The organism is Paenibacillus sp. FSL R10-2199 (assembly GCF_038000235.1).
Taxonomy (GTDB): domain Bacteria; phylum Bacillota; class Bacilli; order Paenibacillales; family Paenibacillaceae; genus Paenibacillus_AQ; species Paenibacillus_AQ phytohabitans.
Genome location: NZ_JBBOBO010000001.1, coordinates 1234559 through 1251876 on the forward strand (window position 1 = coordinate 1234559; position 17318 = coordinate 1251876).

The 17318-nt window shown below is 53.5% G+C and carries 17 protein-coding genes; 13 read left to right on the plus strand and 4 right to left on the minus strand.

Annotation, left to right across the window (positions count from 1 at the left end; translation table 11 throughout):
- Nucleotides 1–134 precede the first annotated feature (134 nt).
- A complete protein-coding gene (locus NYE33_RS05515) occupies nt 135–1172 on the minus strand; it encodes a copper amine oxidase N-terminal domain-containing protein (protein WP_042140394.1) in 1038 nt (345 codons plus the stop codon).
- A 147-nt stretch (nt 1173–1319) separates the two neighbouring features.
- Between NYE33_RS05515 and NYE33_RS05520 the strand changes: the two genes are divergently transcribed.
- From NYE33_RS05520 to NYE33_RS05570, 11 genes are all read left to right on the plus strand, one after another.
- Nucleotides 1320–3890, plus strand: a complete 2571-nt coding sequence (locus NYE33_RS05520) for a DUF2339 domain-containing protein (protein WP_341065033.1) — start codon at nt 1320–1322, stop codon at nt 3888–3890.
- Complete coding sequence (locus NYE33_RS05525) at nt 3856–5175, plus strand: hypothetical protein (protein ID WP_341065036.1); 1320 nt, start codon at nt 3856–3858, stop codon at nt 5173–5175. Before NYE33_RS05520 ends, NYE33_RS05525 begins: the two co-directional genes overlap by 35 nt.
- 17 nt (nt 5176–5192) lie before the next feature.
- Nucleotides 5193–5906, plus strand: a complete 714-nt coding sequence (locus NYE33_RS05530) for an HAD family hydrolase (RefSeq protein WP_042140391.1) — start codon at nt 5193–5195, stop codon at nt 5904–5906.
- Nucleotides 5907–5936: 30 nt separating this feature from the next.
- Nucleotides 5937–7049, plus strand: a complete 1113-nt coding sequence (locus NYE33_RS05535; protein ID WP_042140390.1) for an MBL fold metallo-hydrolase — start codon at nt 5937–5939, stop codon at nt 7047–7049.
- Between the two features lie 69 nt (nt 7050–7118).
- Entirely contained in the window at nt 7119–7397 is a 279-nt protein-coding gene (locus tag NYE33_RS05540) for a hypothetical protein (protein WP_042140389.1), read from the plus strand.
- A 280-nt stretch (nt 7398–7677) separates the two neighbouring features.
- On the plus strand, nt 7678–7878 hold the full coding sequence (locus NYE33_RS05545) for a cold-shock protein (RefSeq protein ID WP_019914790.1): 201 nt from the start codon (nt 7678–7680) through the stop codon (nt 7876–7878).
- Between the two features lie 196 nt (nt 7879–8074).
- The gene (locus tag NYE33_RS05550) at nt 8075–8305 is read left to right on the plus strand and encodes a cold-shock protein (protein ID WP_039304815.1); all 231 of its coding nucleotides are present in this window, start codon (nt 8075–8077) and stop codon (nt 8303–8305) included.
- 207 nt (nt 8306–8512) lie between these two features.
- Nucleotides 8513–8761: a hypothetical protein gene (locus tag NYE33_RS05555; RefSeq protein ID WP_042140388.1), complete on the plus strand. Its 249-nt coding sequence runs from the start codon at nt 8513–8515 to the stop codon at nt 8759–8761.
- A gap of 155 nt (nt 8762–8916) precedes the next feature.
- Nucleotides 8917–10692: a cache domain-containing sensor histidine kinase gene (locus tag NYE33_RS05560; protein ID WP_336101083.1), complete on the plus strand. Its 1776-nt coding sequence runs from the start codon at nt 8917–8919 to the stop codon at nt 10690–10692.
- Nucleotides 10676–11476, plus strand: a complete 801-nt coding sequence (locus tag NYE33_RS05565) for a response regulator transcription factor (RefSeq protein WP_042140387.1) — start codon at nt 10676–10678, stop codon at nt 11474–11476. Before NYE33_RS05560 ends, NYE33_RS05565 begins: the two co-directional genes overlap by 17 nt.
- 112 nt (nt 11477–11588) lie before the next feature.
- Nucleotides 11589–12914, plus strand: a complete 1326-nt coding sequence (locus NYE33_RS05570) for an extracellular solute-binding protein (RefSeq protein ID WP_336101082.1) — start codon at nt 11589–11591, stop codon at nt 12912–12914.
- 82 nt (nt 12915–12996) lie between these two features.
- On the opposite strand, the gene NYE33_RS05575 is transcribed toward NYE33_RS05570, so the two are convergent.
- Nucleotides 12997–13608 (minus strand): class I SAM-dependent methyltransferase, encoded by a 612-nt coding sequence (locus tag NYE33_RS05575; RefSeq protein WP_336101081.1) that lies wholly within the window; start codon nt 13606–13608, stop codon nt 12997–12999.
- Between the two features lie 103 nt (nt 13609–13711).
- Entirely contained in the window at nt 13712–15091 is a 1380-nt protein-coding gene (locus NYE33_RS05580) for an MATE family efflux transporter (RefSeq protein WP_341065039.1), read from the minus strand.
- Nucleotides 15092–15379: 288 nt separating this feature from the next.
- On the opposite strand from NYE33_RS05580, the gene hxlA reads away from it, so the two are divergent.
- Nucleotides 15380–16012, plus strand: coding sequence for a 3-hexulose-6-phosphate synthase (hxlA, locus tag NYE33_RS05585; RefSeq protein ID WP_042140384.1), 633 nt, complete (start codon nt 15380–15382; stop codon nt 16010–16012).
- A gap of 6 nt (nt 16013–16018) precedes the next feature.
- Nucleotides 16019–16576 carry a 6-phospho-3-hexuloisomerase gene (gene hxlB, locus NYE33_RS05590; protein WP_336101079.1) on the plus strand — a complete coding sequence of 186 codons (558 nt, stop codon included), beginning with the start codon at nt 16019–16021 and terminating at the stop codon, nt 16574–16576.
- Nucleotides 16577–16743: 167 nt separating this feature from the next.
- Here hxlB and NYE33_RS05595 read toward each other — a convergent pair whose 3' ends face one another.
- Nucleotides 16744–17064, minus strand: a complete 321-nt coding sequence (locus NYE33_RS05595; RefSeq protein ID WP_042140382.1) for a cupin domain-containing protein — start codon at nt 17062–17064, stop codon at nt 16744–16746.
- Nucleotides 17065–17318 lie beyond the last annotated feature (254 nt).

The following is a 17318-nucleotide window of genomic DNA, read 5'->3' on the forward strand; positions in this document are numbered from 1 at the left end:
TCTGCCCTAATCAGCTTAAGGTGGACATTTGGGGTGAATTAGGTGCCATAAATCCACTTGTTATCCAAAAAGATGCTGCGGCGAGAGCAATAGATGTCATAAATCCACTTAGTTTTACAGGTGCGGTGGCTGAGTTAAGGCTGAACGGTCTCCACAACAACTTTGAGCGCGGTTCCGATTGGCGGCAGACTCCGGGTCATTACAGGGGAGTAGAAGCCCATAACCGTAGCGCCCTGCACCAGAGCAGACTGTTCTACAGCTTCTCCGCTCGCGTTCACCAGCAGAGTATCCTCCGTCAGGCGAAGCACGATCTCGCTTTGCGACAGATCGCTGAGGGCGCTGCCCTTGATACGGAGGCTGAGTGAGCCGTCTTCGGCCTTGATGATCTCTTCAAGAGTGCCTTCCGTACCCAGCATATCAGCCTGAGCCTTGGTATCCTGGACCGTTATCCGGTAAGCGGGCGTCTGCGGCGGCAGGCTGCGGGTGGAGAACACTGCGTGCTCGGCCTCTACCGTCATACCGATCTGAAGATCGGCTAAGGCCAGCCTGGTGCCGTCGGTCTTCTCATATACCGTATCTCCGCTGACATTCAGTACGAGCCCTGCGGTTCCGGTACCCTTGATCTGAATGGAGGAAGTGCCGCCGGAATTCCGGATGGCGGTGATGACGCCGGTCTCAAGGACATGCTCTGCGGCTGAAGTGATCACGATATTCTTCCCCTCCACACTAACGGTCTGATGCAGTACCTCACTTACGAAGGATGCGGGGACATACATTTTGTCTGCCTTAGTCAGCGGAGCCGTTCCGAGTGAGGTGTACATTTTATTGATCACATAGCGGTCTTCGCCGCTCTTCACAGCTGTGTATATATTTCCTTTATTCAAGTCGACAGCTTTGGTTGCCGTGTTCCAGGTTATCTTGAAGCCCAGTGACTCAGCGACGGTACGCAGCGGAATCAGCGGCTCCTTGGTGCCGGAAGGCAGAAAGCCGGTCTCTGTGATGGCTGTACCGTTAATGGCAATGGCGTACGTGCTTAGTGAGGCGCCGGCTTTTTTCTGGGCAGCCTTGGTCTGGTTTGAACTGGTTGCTGCAGGGGCAGCGGAGACCACTCCGGTAGTGAGGGCCAGCGACAGCGTCAGGAGCGCTGCGCTTGTTCTGAGAGAAGTTTTCATGGGACAGCTCCTTTGGTTATGTTAGTAGGTAAGTATGTGTTATTTCTCTAACGCCGGTTGGACCCATTATGTTGCACTGGAATACCTGGGCAGATATAGTAAAATGAAAATATTAACAATTGCTGATAGCAGGCACTGGGGGGCGCTATGGAGGATTTCAGAGATCGGCTGAGGGCTGTACAGCAGCAGCAGGACGGGCTTTTGAAAGAATACCAGGCTTTGATTGAGGAATATGAGAGCAGCGATCTGGTTCATGAGAATGAAGCGCTGAAGAAGGAGAATGAAGAGAACAAGCTGATCCTCAGGGAACTGAAAATTCAGGCTTCAATATTGCGGCAGGATAACTCCGAGCTGCGGACGGCACTGACGGAGCAGATTCTGGATGAGAAGCTGGGCATTCTGCGGGTATCGCGGCAGAAGCTGCAGACCTACTTTGGCTCGCAGAATAATGCCTACCTCGACAGGCTGACTTCCTTCGAGCTGGAGACCAGGCAGCGTATTGATGTCACGTTCAGACGTGCCAAAGCTGAGCTGGGGCAAGACCAGGCGCAGATAGCCGCCATGCTGGGAGAAGTGCAAGGGAGGCTGAATGAGAGTATTCTCCTGCGCAGAAAGCGGCAGCGTGAGGTGGAGCAGTCACTGACAGGGGCGCTTGACAGCCGTATGGATGTCTTTGCCGCTGAGGGGGTCAGCGAGGAAACGCTGCTGCGCCGCCGCAAGCAGAACCGGATTGAAATGAAGATCGGTCTGAACTGGATCAACCGCCTGGGGATTCTGCTGCTGATTCTGGCAGTGGGGGCCGGGTTCAGATACAGTTATTCCACCTGGTTCAATGACTATATGAAGGGCAGCGCCTTCTTTCTGCTTGGCGCTATCATGCTGGGCGGCGGCGAGTGGCTGTTCCGCAAAGGCAGGGGAGCCTTTGCCCTGGGTCTGATCGGAGGCGGGGTATCCGTACTCTACGGCTCGGTCTTTTACAGCTATTTTTTATTGGAGATTATCGGTTTATGGGCCGGGATCGGTCTATCCGTACTGGTCACTCTATCCGCTGTGCTGTTATCGCTGCGCTATGAGTCGCGGACGATCTGTTCCATGGGGCTTGTCGGCGGTTATCTGCCGCTGTTCTCTTATATAGGGGCGTTCGGGCTGGAAGGCAGCGCAGTGTACGCGGCTATGGGGTATCTGTTCGTGCTGAACCTGCTCATTCTGCTGGTCTCCTTGCGCAAGCGCTGGGTGATTGTCAATTACATCAGCTTCCTGTTTAATATACCCTCCATGCTGCTGCTGATTAATCTGTCGGACAGCAGTGCAGCGGGCATGCTCTGCGCTATATTAACCTTTGTCATGTATCTGGGCATCACACTCTGGTACCCGTTCAAATACAAGTCGAAGCTCGCCTGGCTGGATTTCTGCCTGCTGGGCTGCAATACGGCCATCAGCTGCGCAACCTTGTATATTCTTTTCCTGGATGCAGGTCTGGGCGAGTTCAAAGGCGCGCTTGCCTTGTTCTTCTGTCTGATGTACCTGGGGCTTGGCGTTCTGCTCGAGAAGCGGATGCCGCAGGAACGGGAGAGCAGAGTGCTCTTCTACGCCACCTCTCTGACCTTTGCCGTACTGATGATCCCGTTCCAGTTAGGAGCGGCCTGGTGGTCCATCGGCTGGCTGATTGAGGGAGTGCTTCTGACGGTCTGCGGCCAGCTGTACCGCTTCAAGGCAGTGGAACGCTCGGGCTGGGGGATTCTCCTGCTCTGCCTGGGGACGTTCTTCGGCATCGACGGGCTGCTGCGCGTGTCCGAGCTTAATCCTGTGGTCAACTACAGCAATCCGTATTTTGAGCTGAAATATACCTTTATTACTGCGGGGATGGCTACTGTAGCCTTGTTCTATGCAGTCCGCCATTCCCGGGAGGAGATTCTGCTCCGCAGCTCACCTGCTGAGGTGCAGGGTGTAGTCTGGTTCAAATATGCGGCGATCCTGAATTTCTATGTATATCTGGTGTATGAAGCCTTACGTCTGTACGACCGTGCAGTCCCGGAAGATATGGCACACAGTACATTCTACAAGCTGCTGCTGGCAGCCTTGCTCACGGCCGGCCTTGCCTATGTGCTGCCGAAGGTTAAGGTGCTCTATGATGCGGTGGTCGGCTACATGGTTATGCTGATGTACGGGATCACTTATGCTATATGCATCGGCATCACGCTGGGTCTGCCCAGCCTGCAAGGCGGATTGTCCGGAAGCTCCGGGGCAGATCTTCTGGTGCTGGGTCTGCTTATCCTCTTCAATCTGTTCGTGTGGTTCAGCGGCGGAAGACTGCTGCGGACAACGCTCCTGCGCGACTACAAGAATATGGAGCTGGTCCCGGTCGCTATGGGCATCTATCTGCTGGTGATGATTACTGCATTCCTGGGTGTGCAGATCCGGCTGCATGATGGCGGGCTGGCTTTCAGTCTGGTCTACCTGCTGCTCTCGGTGCTGTTCATTATATACGGCTTCCGCAAGCGGTACCTGTACATCCGCCGTTTCGGACTGGGTCTGTCACTGCTGGCAACCGGCAAGCTGCTGCTCTATGATCTGACCCTGCTGAACACGGGCAGCAAGATCATCGCTTATTTCAGCTTCGGACTCTGCCTGCTGGGGATTTCGTATCTCTATCAGCGGATATCGGCCAGAATGGAGGAAGCCTATGCGCTCGCAGAGAAAGACCAGCCGGAGAGCTAGGGCGGCAGTGCTGCTCGCGGGGCTGGGAGGATTTCTGCTGTTCACCTCCGCTTATCCGGCGGAGGGCACGGCAGCGGCAGCAGGTGGCTTGGCGGAGAAGGCTGACAGCGGGCAGTGGAAGTTCTCGCGGGCCATCGGAATTCCGGAGCCGGCCCCTTATTATGAGGTATATCTGGATGAAGGCGTGTATGGCTCGGCAGCAGAGGATTTGCGCGATCTGCGTATTACCGGCAGCGCCGGCAAGCCGGTTCCTTATTATCTGGAGAGCGGAGAGGGAACGGTAGAGGAGCGCAGCACCGCCTATTCATCAATTCTGATCCGCCGGGCAGATCAAGGGCCGGACACCCTGCTGGATTACCGGATTACACCGCTTGCCGAGCATGTGGATATTCAGGGAAACAAGCTGGTGTTTGAGCTTCCGGATGAGTCCTTCCTGAAGCATGTGGAGGTGTGGGGAGGTTATGACGGGAATGCCTGGGAGCCGCTGGCCACAGGGGATTTGTACGCTACGAACGGGTTAAGTGCGGACAGCATTGAGCTGGAAGGCAGCTACAAGTTCAGCTTTTACCGGCTCGTGGTAAAGAGTAATCCGGAGAGGCTGGATTTTCCCGGCCTGACCCTGGTGGACAGCAGCCGGGAGGTGAAGATGGCCGGATTCATGAGGCAGAAGACGCCGGAGTATGAGATCCGCCAGGTGGAGAACCGCACCGAGATCGTCATCAGCAACAAGGACCGGCTGAAGATTGCCAGGCTGACACTCGGCAGCACCGGGAATTTCTCGCGGCGGTATGAGCTGTATGACAGTGACGGTATAAGGCTGCCGGTGGCGGGCAGCGGGGAGCTGTACCGGCTCGATTTCAAGGATACCCGGATTTCGCGGACGGACATCCAGCCGCTTCAGGCCTCCTCTTCGGCTGCCCTGCGGATTATAATCTATAATCTGGATGATACCCCGATATCAATTACCGGCCTGAAAATAGAATATCTGGTGGACCGCCTTGTCTTTGCAGGAGGAGAGCAGGAGCAGGGAACGTATTCGCTGATCTACGGCAATGCCCTGGCACTTGCTCCGCAGTATGATATTATTAATTTCAAAGACCAGATTGCCGGGGACAAGCGGGTTACAGCTACGCTTGGTGCAGAGAATATGATACCCGAAGCACCGTCAGAGTCTCCGGCACAAGGCGGATGGTTTCAGAGTGAATGGGGATTCAACCTTATTATTATCGCGGTCTCCCTGCTGCTTATTCTCATCGTGGCCCGTAAGCTGGGCCGGACTAAATAGGAAGGGATGCCGGATCTATGTACCAGACTTATATTTTTGACCTATACGGAACCTTAATTGATATTGAGACAGATGAAGAGCATCCGGAGGTATGGGAGCGGCTGGCGCTTCATTTCAGCTATCACGGGCTGCGCACGGCAGGGGCGGAGCTGCAGTCCCGTTTCCTTGCCGAGCGTGACCGTCAGCTTCAAGCTGCTGCACAGAAATGCCAGTTTCCCGATTTCGTCATGGAAGAGGTCTTCCGTGCCGTGGCCCGTGACTTAGGCGGGAATCCCGGGCAGGCCTGGCTGCATGAGACTGTCCGCTGGCTGCGGACCTTATCCATGAACCATATCGCGCTCTATGACGGAGTCCCGGAGATTCTCCGGACCTTGCGGTCGCACGGCAAGAAGGTCTATCTGCTCTCGAATGGCCAGAAGACCTTCATTGAGGCAGAATTAACCATGCTGAACATTCTGCATTTATTCCATGGGATAGCCATTTCCTCCGAAGCCGGCGTAAGCAAGCCGGACCCGCTATTTTACCGGTATTTAGCAGATAACTATGGTGCCGAGCTAAGTTCGGCAATTATGATCGGTAACGATCCGCGTACGGATATGGCCGGAGCGGACACGATCGGCATGGATTCGTGTTATATTCATACAGCTTCCTCTCCGGATAACGTTCCGGTGAAGAGCACGGTGCAGATCTGGGATGGGGATCTGCGCAAAATTCCGGGCTGGAGCCTGTAGAAATGAACTGGCAGAAAGAAGGTTTACCGCATGACTCTGATTATTTTAGATATTGCAGCTTCACTGGTGATACTTGTTGCAGCGGCGTATCTGCTTATGACCCTCTATCCGGCGTTTGGACGGAGGGCGGGGAAGCAGGAAAAGGCGCTGAACAGCCGCTCGCTTAATTATAGCAAGGGCAAATTCGCTTATCCGCAGACGGCTGAACTCATCGGCGAGAGAGCTGGCGGTAGCGGCCTGTCCATTCTGAAGGATTTCATTAAAGGCAATCCCCGGTCCAGACCGGCCGAGCCCCTGCAGCCGCTGCCGCTGCCGCCTGCATCCATCGGCCAAGGCCCGGGCACCCGCGTTACCTGGTTCGGCCACTCTGCGGTATTGCTGGAGATGGACGGGGTTACACTGTTCCTGGACCCTATGCTGGGTAACGCCCCGTCTCCGTTTCCGTTCATCGGCGGCCGCCGTTACAGCAAGCAGCTGCCGCTGGAGATTTCCCAGCTTCCGCAGATTGATGCGGTTGTGCTCTCCCATGATCATTATGATCATCTGGACTACGGCACCATCCGCAAGCTTAAGGATAAGGTAGGCCTGTTCATTGTGCCGCTCGGTGTCGGCGCCCATCTGCGCCGCTGGGGGGTAAGCGGAGAGAAGATCCGCGAGCATGACTGGGGAGACGAGCTTGCGTATGCAGGCCTGACCTTTACCAGCGCGCCGGCCCGGCATTTCTCCGGCCGGAGTCTGCTGGACCGCAACACCACACTGTGGTGTTCATGGATAATCCAAGGAGCGGATACGAAGCTCTTCTTCAGCGGGGACAGCGGCTACGGGCCGCATTTTGCCGAGATTGGACGCAAGTATGGCCCATTCGATCTCACGCTGATGGAATGCGGCCAATACGATCCGCGCTGGGCCGATATCCATATGCTGCCGGAACAGACGGTTGAAGCACATATAGATGTGCGGGGAGGTCTGCTTATTCCGGTTCATTGGGGGGCGTTCACCCTGTCGATGCATGACTGGACCGATCCGGTGGAGCGCATTGCAGCTGCGGCTGCAGCTAAAGGGGTACGGCTGGCTACACCAAGAATAGGGGAGACTGTAGTGGCCGGAGCTGCGGAGTATCCTGCTCTTCCCTGGTGGAGATGAGGCTGCGCGGCCGGAAGGGACTTGTGGTACAATCATTGTGCATAAATGCCAAGGAGCTGACTAACGAATATGAGTAACGAAGTGAACGAGCAGGAACTGGTGGAAGTATTGTCTGCACAGACGAAGGTGGATGCAGCCGTGATCCGGCTGGTGCTGAAGCATGAGCAGGCCTTCATCAACAAAGCCAAGGCCAATGCCAAGGGCGAGATTGATATTGATAATGATGATCTGGTCGATTATGTTACTGCGCAGCGCGATGTTAAGCTGGATGAGCTGACTGTAGAGACTATTCTCGATGCGGAAATGGACTATCTGATGGACAAGGGACTGGCCGGATATATCGACTAAACCCTGCAGCTGCCGGGTGCGCGGTGCGGTTGTTCATGGAGCACCGTGCGCCGGGTACGATATAATTCCACTTGTTTTTAAGTAATTTTAAGTAATCCTTTGCTTTTAGATAAATAGTGTGCTACAATGAAGTCAATCATAAATTTAACCCTTAATTCACATATTGTAAAAGGTTATCATTTGTGCGTATGAATCCTTTTCCAATGTGTGAATTTTTATTTGTTCGTACAATACGTAGGAATAAAAGGACATGTGTTAAATAAAACTTGGAGGTAATATCATGCAAACAGGTACAGTAAAATGGTTCAACGCAGACAAAGGTTTCGGTTTTATCGAGGTTGAAGGCGGAAGCGACGTATTCGTACACTTCTCCGCAATCACTGGCGACGGCTTCAAATCTTTGGACGAAGGCCAACGCGTTGAGTTCAACGTAACTCAAGGCGCTCGTGGACCACAAGCCGAAAACGTTGTAAAACTGTAGTATTAAAAATAGACTGCCCTTAACACAAGTTGAGGGCAGCTTTTTTTTTGAACAGGCCAGAACAAGCTACCATCCTGCCATAACAGTCCGGTTGGGCTGGAAATATGTCTTTATTCGAAGGGTATGCTTCCGAAGCGGGCTTTGTACGAACCGATTCAGGAAGTATATGCTAACAAAGCTATTAGGAGGGGTACTTATGTATTTTCGTAAAAAAGCGCTGGAGGATCTTCCCCAAGAAGACACAGCCATTTGGTCCTGCACTAAGGAAGATTGCTCCGGGTGGATGCGCGACAACTTCGCTTTCCAATATGTCCCTACCTGCTGGCAATGCAACTCGCCGATGACCAGAAGCATGAAGATACTGCCTATGCTTGTGAATACGAATTTTGACATGAAGGCGATCAAGAAGGGCATTACCATCCGGTAATCTGCCAATTCCTGAACGCTCTGTACAGAATCAGATTATAGCAGTAACACCATAGCAGTCAGTTCCCTGTGGGGAACGGGCTATTTTTTTTGTCTTGGCAGCGGATGGGTGTCCGGGGTTGACAATAGCGGGGAATCAAGGGATATTAGAGATGAGGATGAAGAATACATAATTGGAAAATGGTCTCAACGGCAAGGAGGTTGTGGTATGGCTATGAACAAATATCTTAGGCTTCTTCTTCTGATTATGGTTATCTTGAATACAGTAAATATTAAATATCGCAATCCGGTTTTGCTTGTTGCCGTACCTGCTATAGCAATTATAATCTTTATTCTGGATATTTACCTGGAGCCCACCCGCCGGAAGGTACTGATGTACAGCATCGGCGCCGTCCTGCTGGCCTTACTGTGGATAGCCCTGGACCGGGAGTGGATCACTCCGCTAATGTTCATCTAGTCCCTTCTGCTGCAGCCCTTAAACAGCTCCTGGAACAAGGAGCACTGCTTAAGGGCTCTTTGCTGCCCTGTGCCGGGCAACTAATTTCTCTTGACAAACCCCGGGACTTTTGGAGAATAGAGTTGGAAACGCTGCCAAGGAAAGAAGGAATTCCGATGTTCCAGAGATTCAAAGAACTCAACACGCTGCGCAATCAAATATTTATCGGCTTTGTGCTGGTTATGCTAATCATTCTTCTGGTTTCAGGGGCGTTTGTATATGACCGGGTATCTATTCTGCTCAAAAATAATGCCGAGCGGCATATCCAGCAGACGGCGGTTCAGGCGAACGGACGGCTGAATGCGCTGATTGGCCAGATTGACAGCCTGATGGAGCAGGTGGCTAATCATCCTACGGTGCAGCAGCTGCTGCTGGAGGAGCTGAACGGCAATGAAGTGTCATTCAATCAGCGGCAGTCGCTGCTGCAGATTATCTCCAGCTATCAGGCGTATATGCCGAGCGTAGGGTCTCTTGAGCTGTATACCGCCGATTACCGGCTGCTCTTCCCGATTAAGGACGGCAGTCTGGGGACGAGAATCAACGAGCCATATATCAGCGAGGCTAATATCCAGAAAGGGCGGCTGGTCTGGATCGGCGTCGATCCGCATGACAGCCAGAGCCTGCTGGCCATCCGCCAGGTTAGCCTCATGGACCGCTGGTTCTCGCGGGGAGGGTATCTGATGGCGCGCATCCAGCGCAGCTACTTCCAGCTGGATGATCCGATCTCCGGCAGTGACGGAGGCGAGTCTGTGCTGCTGGTGAATGATGAAGGCCGGCTCCTGGGCAGCAGCGGAACACCGGAGGCGGACCTGCTGCCGCTGCTGGAAAGTGTGGACCAGACGGTCAGCTTTCACGGCAAGGAGTATGTACAGGTTAAGCTGCGCTCGGACAAGACCGGCTGGACACTGCTTGTGCTGACCCCTGTCAGCTATGTCACCAAGGGGTTATCTGTGCTGCGGACGGTTCTGCTGCTGTCAGGGGGGCTGGGAGCCCTGCTTTTCCTGATCATGTCGTTTCTATTGTCAACGATGATCACGAGGCCGATTATTCATCTGATCCGGGCTATGCGCAAATCGCGCTTAGGCGTGCTGACGCCCAACTCGCAGAAGGTATCTACGATGGAGCTGCGGGAGCTGAATTATACCTATAACGGCATGGTGGCCAATATGAATGATTTGATCCGGGTCGTCTACGAGAAGGAAGTATTACAGAGCCGGACCGAGCTCAAGGCGTTGCAGGCGCAGATCAACCCTCATTTTCTGTTCAACACCCTGGAAGCCTTTAACTGGTCGCTTGAGGAGAAGGGGGAGGAGGAATTGGCCGGATTGGTCGTAGTAATGTCCAGGCTGTTCCGCTATATTATTGGCCGTCCCAATAATAAAGACGAGTGGGTTGCGCTTAGTGAAGAGGTTGAACAGATCAGGCGTTATCTGAAGATCATGGAGATGCGGATGGGCGAGCGCCTGTCCTGGGATATTGTGCTGGACCCGCGCGAGGCGGCTGTTCCGGTACCCAAGCTGCTGATTCAGCCGATTGTGGAGAATGCCATTCTTCATGGAGTGGAGAGCCGTGTCGGCAGCGGCAGTGTGGAGGTTACGATCACCCCATCGCCACGCGACGGCTGGACCTCGGTGAAGGTATCCGACAATGGTCCCGGCATGGATGAGGATACTCTGCGGGCGCTGCGCAATACACTGGAGGGCGGCCCGCCGATCTCCGCCAAAGGCAACGGGGTCGGCCTGGTGAATGTGCAGCGGCGGCTCCAGCTGTATTACGGGCAAGAGGGCATCAAGTCGGAGGGTCTGATCATTGAGAGCAGATTATCCGAAGGGACCGTTATTACTTTTGAAATTCCAAGCAATGGAGGATATACCTATGAGTCTGAGCAATAGGACGATTCTAATCGTGGATGATGAACCGAGAACACGACAGGGCATCAAGCAGACGCTGGAAGTATGGGCAGCCGGCCGGTATGCCGTGGAGACCTGTGACAACGGGGTTGAGGCGCGCGAGCGGCTGCGGCAGGAGCGGGTCCATCTGCTGATTACAGATGTGCGCATGCCAGAAGTAAGCGGACTGGATCTGATCCGTTCCCTGCAGGAGTCAGCCTGGAAGCCCGTTATTATTGTCATATCCGGCTATGCCGAATTTGATTATGTGCAGCAGGCTATGCGGCTGGGGGCGGTCAACTACCTGCTTAAGCCGCTGGACAAGTCCGAGCTGCTGTCCGTGGTTGAGGATGCGCTGAAGCGGGAGGAAGAGCAGCAGCGCCACGTGAAGCTGGAGAAGCTGGTGGATCATAAGCTGATGGAGATTGACCCGGATCAGGCGCGAATGGGGCAGCCGGTCAAAGAAGCGATCGCCTATGTGGAGCAGCACCTGCATGAACAGCTGACAATGGCAGAGGTAGCGGGCCTCATCCATCTGAATGCCAGCTACTTCAGCGTATTGTTCAAGGAGCAGGCCGGAGTATCCTTCAGCGAATATTTGGCACGTCTGCGAATTCAGCGGGCTAAGGAATTACTGCTGCAGACCACACTGTCTATAGGGGAGATCGGGGAGCGTGTAGGCTATAGGACGGATAAGTACTTCATTAAGGTGTTTAAATCGCTGGAACAGTTAAGCCCAAGCCGCTATAGGCATAAGATGAAGGGCGGATCGCAGGAAATCCATTAAATGTGGAATTTTAGCCAATAAGTGTAGTCTTATATCCCTCCGGGTACGATGCTAAAATTTGATTGGTAGCGATTACATCAGGCCGCGTAATGTGAAATGGGAGGCTATAGCAATGTTGAGGAATAACATAATCAAGGGACTGTTCCTGACACTTACATTGGCCCTTGTTCTGACAGGCTGCAGCTTCACACAGGATAATAGTAGTGCGGCGGCAGCCACCAATGCTTCGGCCCCAAAAATAACGATTCATATGATGCACTTATGGCCGGCCGGCCTCTCCGCCCAGCAGAATAAGCTGGTTAGCCAGATCATCGGGGAATACGAGAAAGAGAATCCTAATATTATAATCCAGCAGGGCGTGCTGGAGAATGAACAGTACAAGAATAAGCTGAAGGTGCTCTCTGCCTCGAATGACCTGCCGGATGTAGGAATCACCTGGGCAGCGGGCTTCATGGAGCCTTATGTAAAGGGCGGATTATTCGCTCCGCTGGATGACATCCTGAATGGTACGCGGTTAAAGGGTAAATTCGTAACAGGCACTACCGAAGCCTATGTGGTCGATAATAAGACCTACGCACTGCCGATTGAGCTGAACATTTCACCGATATACTATAATAAGGATATTTTTGCGAAATATAATCTCCAGGTGCCTGCTACATACGAGGAGTTCAAGCAAGTGGTAAGAACGTTATCCCATCATGGCGTGGCTCCGGTTGCCCTTGGCAACAAGGACCGCTGGACCGGCTCGTTATGGTATATGTACCTTGCTGACCGTATCGCCGGCAGTGATACACTGAAGCGCGCAACGAAGGGGACAAGCTACTTCGATAATCCCGGCCTGGTCCGGGCTGCGGCTGAAGTGCAGACGCTGGTGGATATGAACACCTTCAACAGCGGTTTCAACGGGCTATCCAATGATGAGGGCAAATCGGAATTCTTGAATGAGAAGGCGGCAATGTATCTGACGGGTACCTGGGAGCTTCCCAACTTCACAACGAATCCGGAGATTCCGCAAGACTTCAAGGATAAGGTAGGGTTCTTCAAGTTCCCGACTGTGGAAGGCGGAAAGGGCAATATCAACAGCTGGGTTGGCGGTCCCGGTGTCGGACTGTTCGTAGCCGAAGCTTCCGAGGTTAAGGAAGAAGCAAAAGCATTTGTCGAATATTTCGTATACAAATGGGGAGAGGCCTCTGTAACCAGTGCAGGTGTAATTCCGGCGACCAAAGTGGATACCACGAATGAAGAGCTGCCGCAGCTGTATGTCGAACTGCTGAATGAATTAAACCATGCGAGCAGCATCACCCTGTTTGCTGATATCCAGATGAAGCCGAACGCCGCCCAGGTCCATCTGGATATGATTCAGGCGCTGTTCGGCAAAGCGATTACACCAGAGCAGTTCGCCGCCAAGCATAAAGAAGCAGTAGCCAAAGGAACTTGATAAGCGTACAGCCTTATCACAAAGGGATGCCAATTAGCCGGATTACACGGCCGGGGCATCCCTTATTTGCGGAGGCGGATGATTAAGGGGGGCAGACGTTCCTGCGGCAGGAGAAGCAGAAGAATACCTCATCGCTGTATTCAGCCTGTCCGAAATTATATTTAGCCGCAAGCGCGGCCAGCGCTGCATCCGCAGGGATCGGCTCACGCTCACTTGTATGGCCGATCCGCGCATGATGCTCCCGCAGACCCTGGCGGGTTCTGGAGTGGGCAATCATGAAGATTCCTCCGGCTTGCAGATTCTTCCCTGCATTGGCGAACAGCATATCCAGATTGGAGAAATGGGGGATGCTGTTGTAGATCAGCACATAATCGAAGGGTGTTCCGCCGGAGAATGGCTCCTCGAAATCCGCGCATGCGGTCCCGGCATCCGGGAAGCTCTTGTGCAGTTCTTGCAGCATGGCCGCTGAGATATCGAGCGCAAGGTAGCGGCTGGGGTCTATCTCCAGCTTATGGAGTGCTGCGGGGATAACGCCTGTGCCGGAGGCCACATCCAGCAGGCTCTGGCCACTGCGGATGCCAAGCATCTGCAGGGCCTTCCCGGCCATGGCCATATCCTCTTCGCTGTTGCTCCATATTGGGGCCATTGCGCTGAAATGTGCCAGGTCTTCCTGTTTGTGCGGATTCGTTGTCATTGTCTTCCTCATCCTTCCTGCCAAATGAATAGGATTATGTATTCAAAAGGCGGTCCGCCTGAGTCGCAGAGATCAGGGTGAACCGCCTGTTTGTTGCCGCAGATTAATGCGCCGGCGCAGCGCTCAGCGGTTCTGCAGGTTCATGCTGGATCAGGCCGTGCTTCTCCCAGGCTCTGCTCTTCCAGCGGAAGTACATAATGACCGCCCGCACCCATTCATCGAATGCAGTGGCCAGCCAGACTCCGGCCAGACCGAGATCAAGCGTGAACACAAGGAAATAGCCCAGCGGCAGACTCATGCAGACCATGGAGATCAGGCCCATGTAGACCGGGAACTTGGCATCGCCGGAAGCGCGCAGCGAGTTGATAATGACCAGGTTGCAGGTGCGTCCGGTCTCAAGGAAGAAGCTGAGCAGGATCACTTGTGCGCCCATAGTTATAATCGTTTGATTATCCGTGAACAGGCCCATTAGCGGTGCGCGGAACAGAATAACAACCGCGTCCATAATTACTGTGACCAGCAGCGCCCATTTCACACTGGAGAATACCCGCGTGTAAGCTTCCTTCGGCCGCCTTGCGCCCACGAGATGGCCGACAATGATTGAGGTGCCCATGGATACGGCTACGCTGAAGAGGAAGATGTAGCTGGAGATATTCAGCGCGTATTGGCGGGTAGCCATGGCTTCAGCACCCAGATAAGTGATGTATAAAGTGAAGACCAGCTGGCAGCACTGATAGATCACCGATTCAAAAGCGGACGGGATGCCGATTTTGAGAATCTGCAGCACATATTTTTTGGAGAGATGAGTGTAATAGGTCCATTTAACCCGCACCTCCATAATCCGGTAGAGCAGCAGGAAGAACAGGACCAGACAGATCAGGCGGCTGGCAACCGTTGAAATGGCTGCGCCTTCGACACCGAGTGCCGGCAGTCCGAAATGTCCGAAGATCAGCAGATAATTGCCCCCGACGTGGATCACGTTCATCAGCAGAGAGACTACCATCGTCTGTTTCGTGAACCCGTGCGTCCGGATGGTGGTGGCCAGGGCGTTCAGCAGTGCCTGGAGGAAGATTCCGCCCCCGACAATATGCATATACGATTTGGCGTAGACGAGAATTTCGCCCGTCACGTTCAGCGCGCTCAGCAGACTGCCTCCGAACAGCAGCAGAATTGTACTCAGAATAATTCCGACCGCAAGATTGAGCGTTATGGCATTGCCCGTTACCTTAGCTGCTTCTTTGGGCTGCCTGGAACCGAGATACTGCGACACGACAATGGCCGCGCCGTTCCCGATAACACTGAGCACGAGAATGGCTATGGCAATAATCTGATTGGCCCCCCCGACACCGGAGACTGCATCATCCGATACGGAGCTGATCATGAATGTATCTACACTCCCCATGAGCATAAACAGGAACAGCTCGAGGAAAATCGGCCAGGTCAGCTTAATTAAATTGAACTCTTTGGGTTTGCTTGCTTCCATAATAAACTGTACACCTTCTTGTTGTTGAAATAGGATTGCCGCCGGAGAATTTGTAAATCTAATGTATGGTAGCACAGCTTTTGTGAAAATGCAGTAAATTTAAGAAAATCCTGAATAAATTCAACCTTCCTTTTCAAAAAGACGCACCAGACAGCCCGGCCCCCGCCCAATAGTATCCTTCAGGTAACTACATCACAATAAAGTGCCTACTTCCCTTATCGGCAGTATATCCCTAAACTTAGTACATCACTTACTAAAATATATTAATGACGAGGAGATTCTAAACCTATGAAATTACAGCTAGCACTCGATCTGGTGGATATTGCGGGAGCCAAGGCCATTGTTGCGGAAGTGGCCGAATTTATAGATATTGTGGAGATTGGAACACCGGTTGTTATTAATGAAGGTTTGCATGCGGTAAAAGCGATCAAGGACGCTTTTCCGGCACTTACGGTCCTGGCCGATCTCAAAATCATGGATGCCGGCGGCTATGAAGTGATGAAAGCTGTAGAAGCGGGAGCGGGAATCGTTACCGTGCTTGGCGTGTCCGATGATTCAACGATCCGCGGTGCGGTGGAAGAGGCCAAGAAGACCGGTGCAGAAATCCTGGTTGATCTGATCAACGTGAAGGATCTGAAGGCCAGAGCCGCGGAAGTGGACGCACTTGGCGTTGATTATGTCTGTGTACATTCGGGATATGATCATCAGGCAGAAGGCAAGAATTCCTTCGAGGATCTGAGAGCGATTAAGAGTGTGGTTACAAAAGCAAAAACAGCGATTGCCGGCGGGATTAAACTGGGCACGCTGCCTGAAGTGATTGCTGCGAATCCTGATCTGGTAATCGTGGGCGGCGGCATTACCGGCGAAGCGGATCAGAGAGCGGCTGCGGCGGAAATGAAGCGCCTTGTAAGCCAGGCCTAAGCAGCTATGGATACGCTGGATTACGCACGTGAAATTGTGAAGGAGCTGCAGGGCTCAGTCACCGGGCTGAACGCCGCAGAAGGTGAAGCCATGGCGGAGCTGCTGCTGCGCTCCGGGCAGATCTTTGTAGCCGGTGCCGGCCGCTCCGGCCTGATGGGCCGGGCGTTCGCAATGCGGCTGATGCAAGCCGGGCAGGCTGCGTTTGTCGTCGGAGAGACGGTCACCCCGGGGATCGGCCCCGGTGATGTGCTTGTGCTGGGCTCCGGCTCCGGCGAGACCAAGGGGCTGGTATCCATGGCGGAGAAAGCCAAGGCGATCGGGGCAGCTGTGGTGCTCGTGACCATCAGCCCTGATTCGTCACTGGGGCGTCTCGCTGATTATATCGTCAAGCTGCCGGGTTCGCCCAAGGATCAGACAGACGGGAGCTATGCTACGATCCAGCCGATGGCCTCCTTGTTTGAGCAGACGCTGCTGGTATTCTACGATGCCGTTATCCTGCGGATGATGGAGCAGACGGGGCAGACCACGGGCAGGATGTTCGGCAAACATGCGAATCTGGAATAATGTAACGTAAAGACAGCCTGTCCGGAACTTCCGGGCAGGCTGTCTGCATTCTAAGGGTACCAGGCGATGGCGCTGCTGATGCTAATGCTGCAGCCGGAATTGGCAGCAGCACTGTCTATTATGGCAGGTGCAGGCGGGATGTGCCTGTCCTTGCCCTTGCACTCAGCTTAACGCTTAAGCAGATCCTCACGGATCGGTGTGAACACATCCAGCAGCGCCGAATTGGCTTCAAGTGCGGTTACCCCATGCTTGGCGTTAGACGGAATAGCTATGCTCTGGCCTGCGGACAAGGCGTATTCCTTGCCGTCGATGCGGAAGACGAAGCTGCCGCGCAGACAGTAGCTCATCTGCTCATGCACATGGCTGTGCTCGTAGCCCTCGGCGCCTTCCTCGAAATGAACCTCCATCATCATCAGACTGGCTGCCGCATTCAGAATGCAGCGTTTGACGCCCGGCTCAGCCGGTTCCCATACTCCTAGATTACTCATACTTTATTTCCTCCTTGTAAGTGTTATAGGCATAAATGTTGTACGTTTTGCAATAATGCTTCCTTGATAGCTGGGTGTTCGGGACAATTGTTGTAGAAACTGCAAGAATAATTCTGCCAAGCCGCGTGAACGGGACGAAATACTGCCTTTCATACAACAATTTTGGATTTGGGCAGATATTATCAGGAAAATGTTGTATTCCGTGCAGGATTTTATAAAAGGTACTGGAGCTCTGCCGTGAATAGCAGATGAAT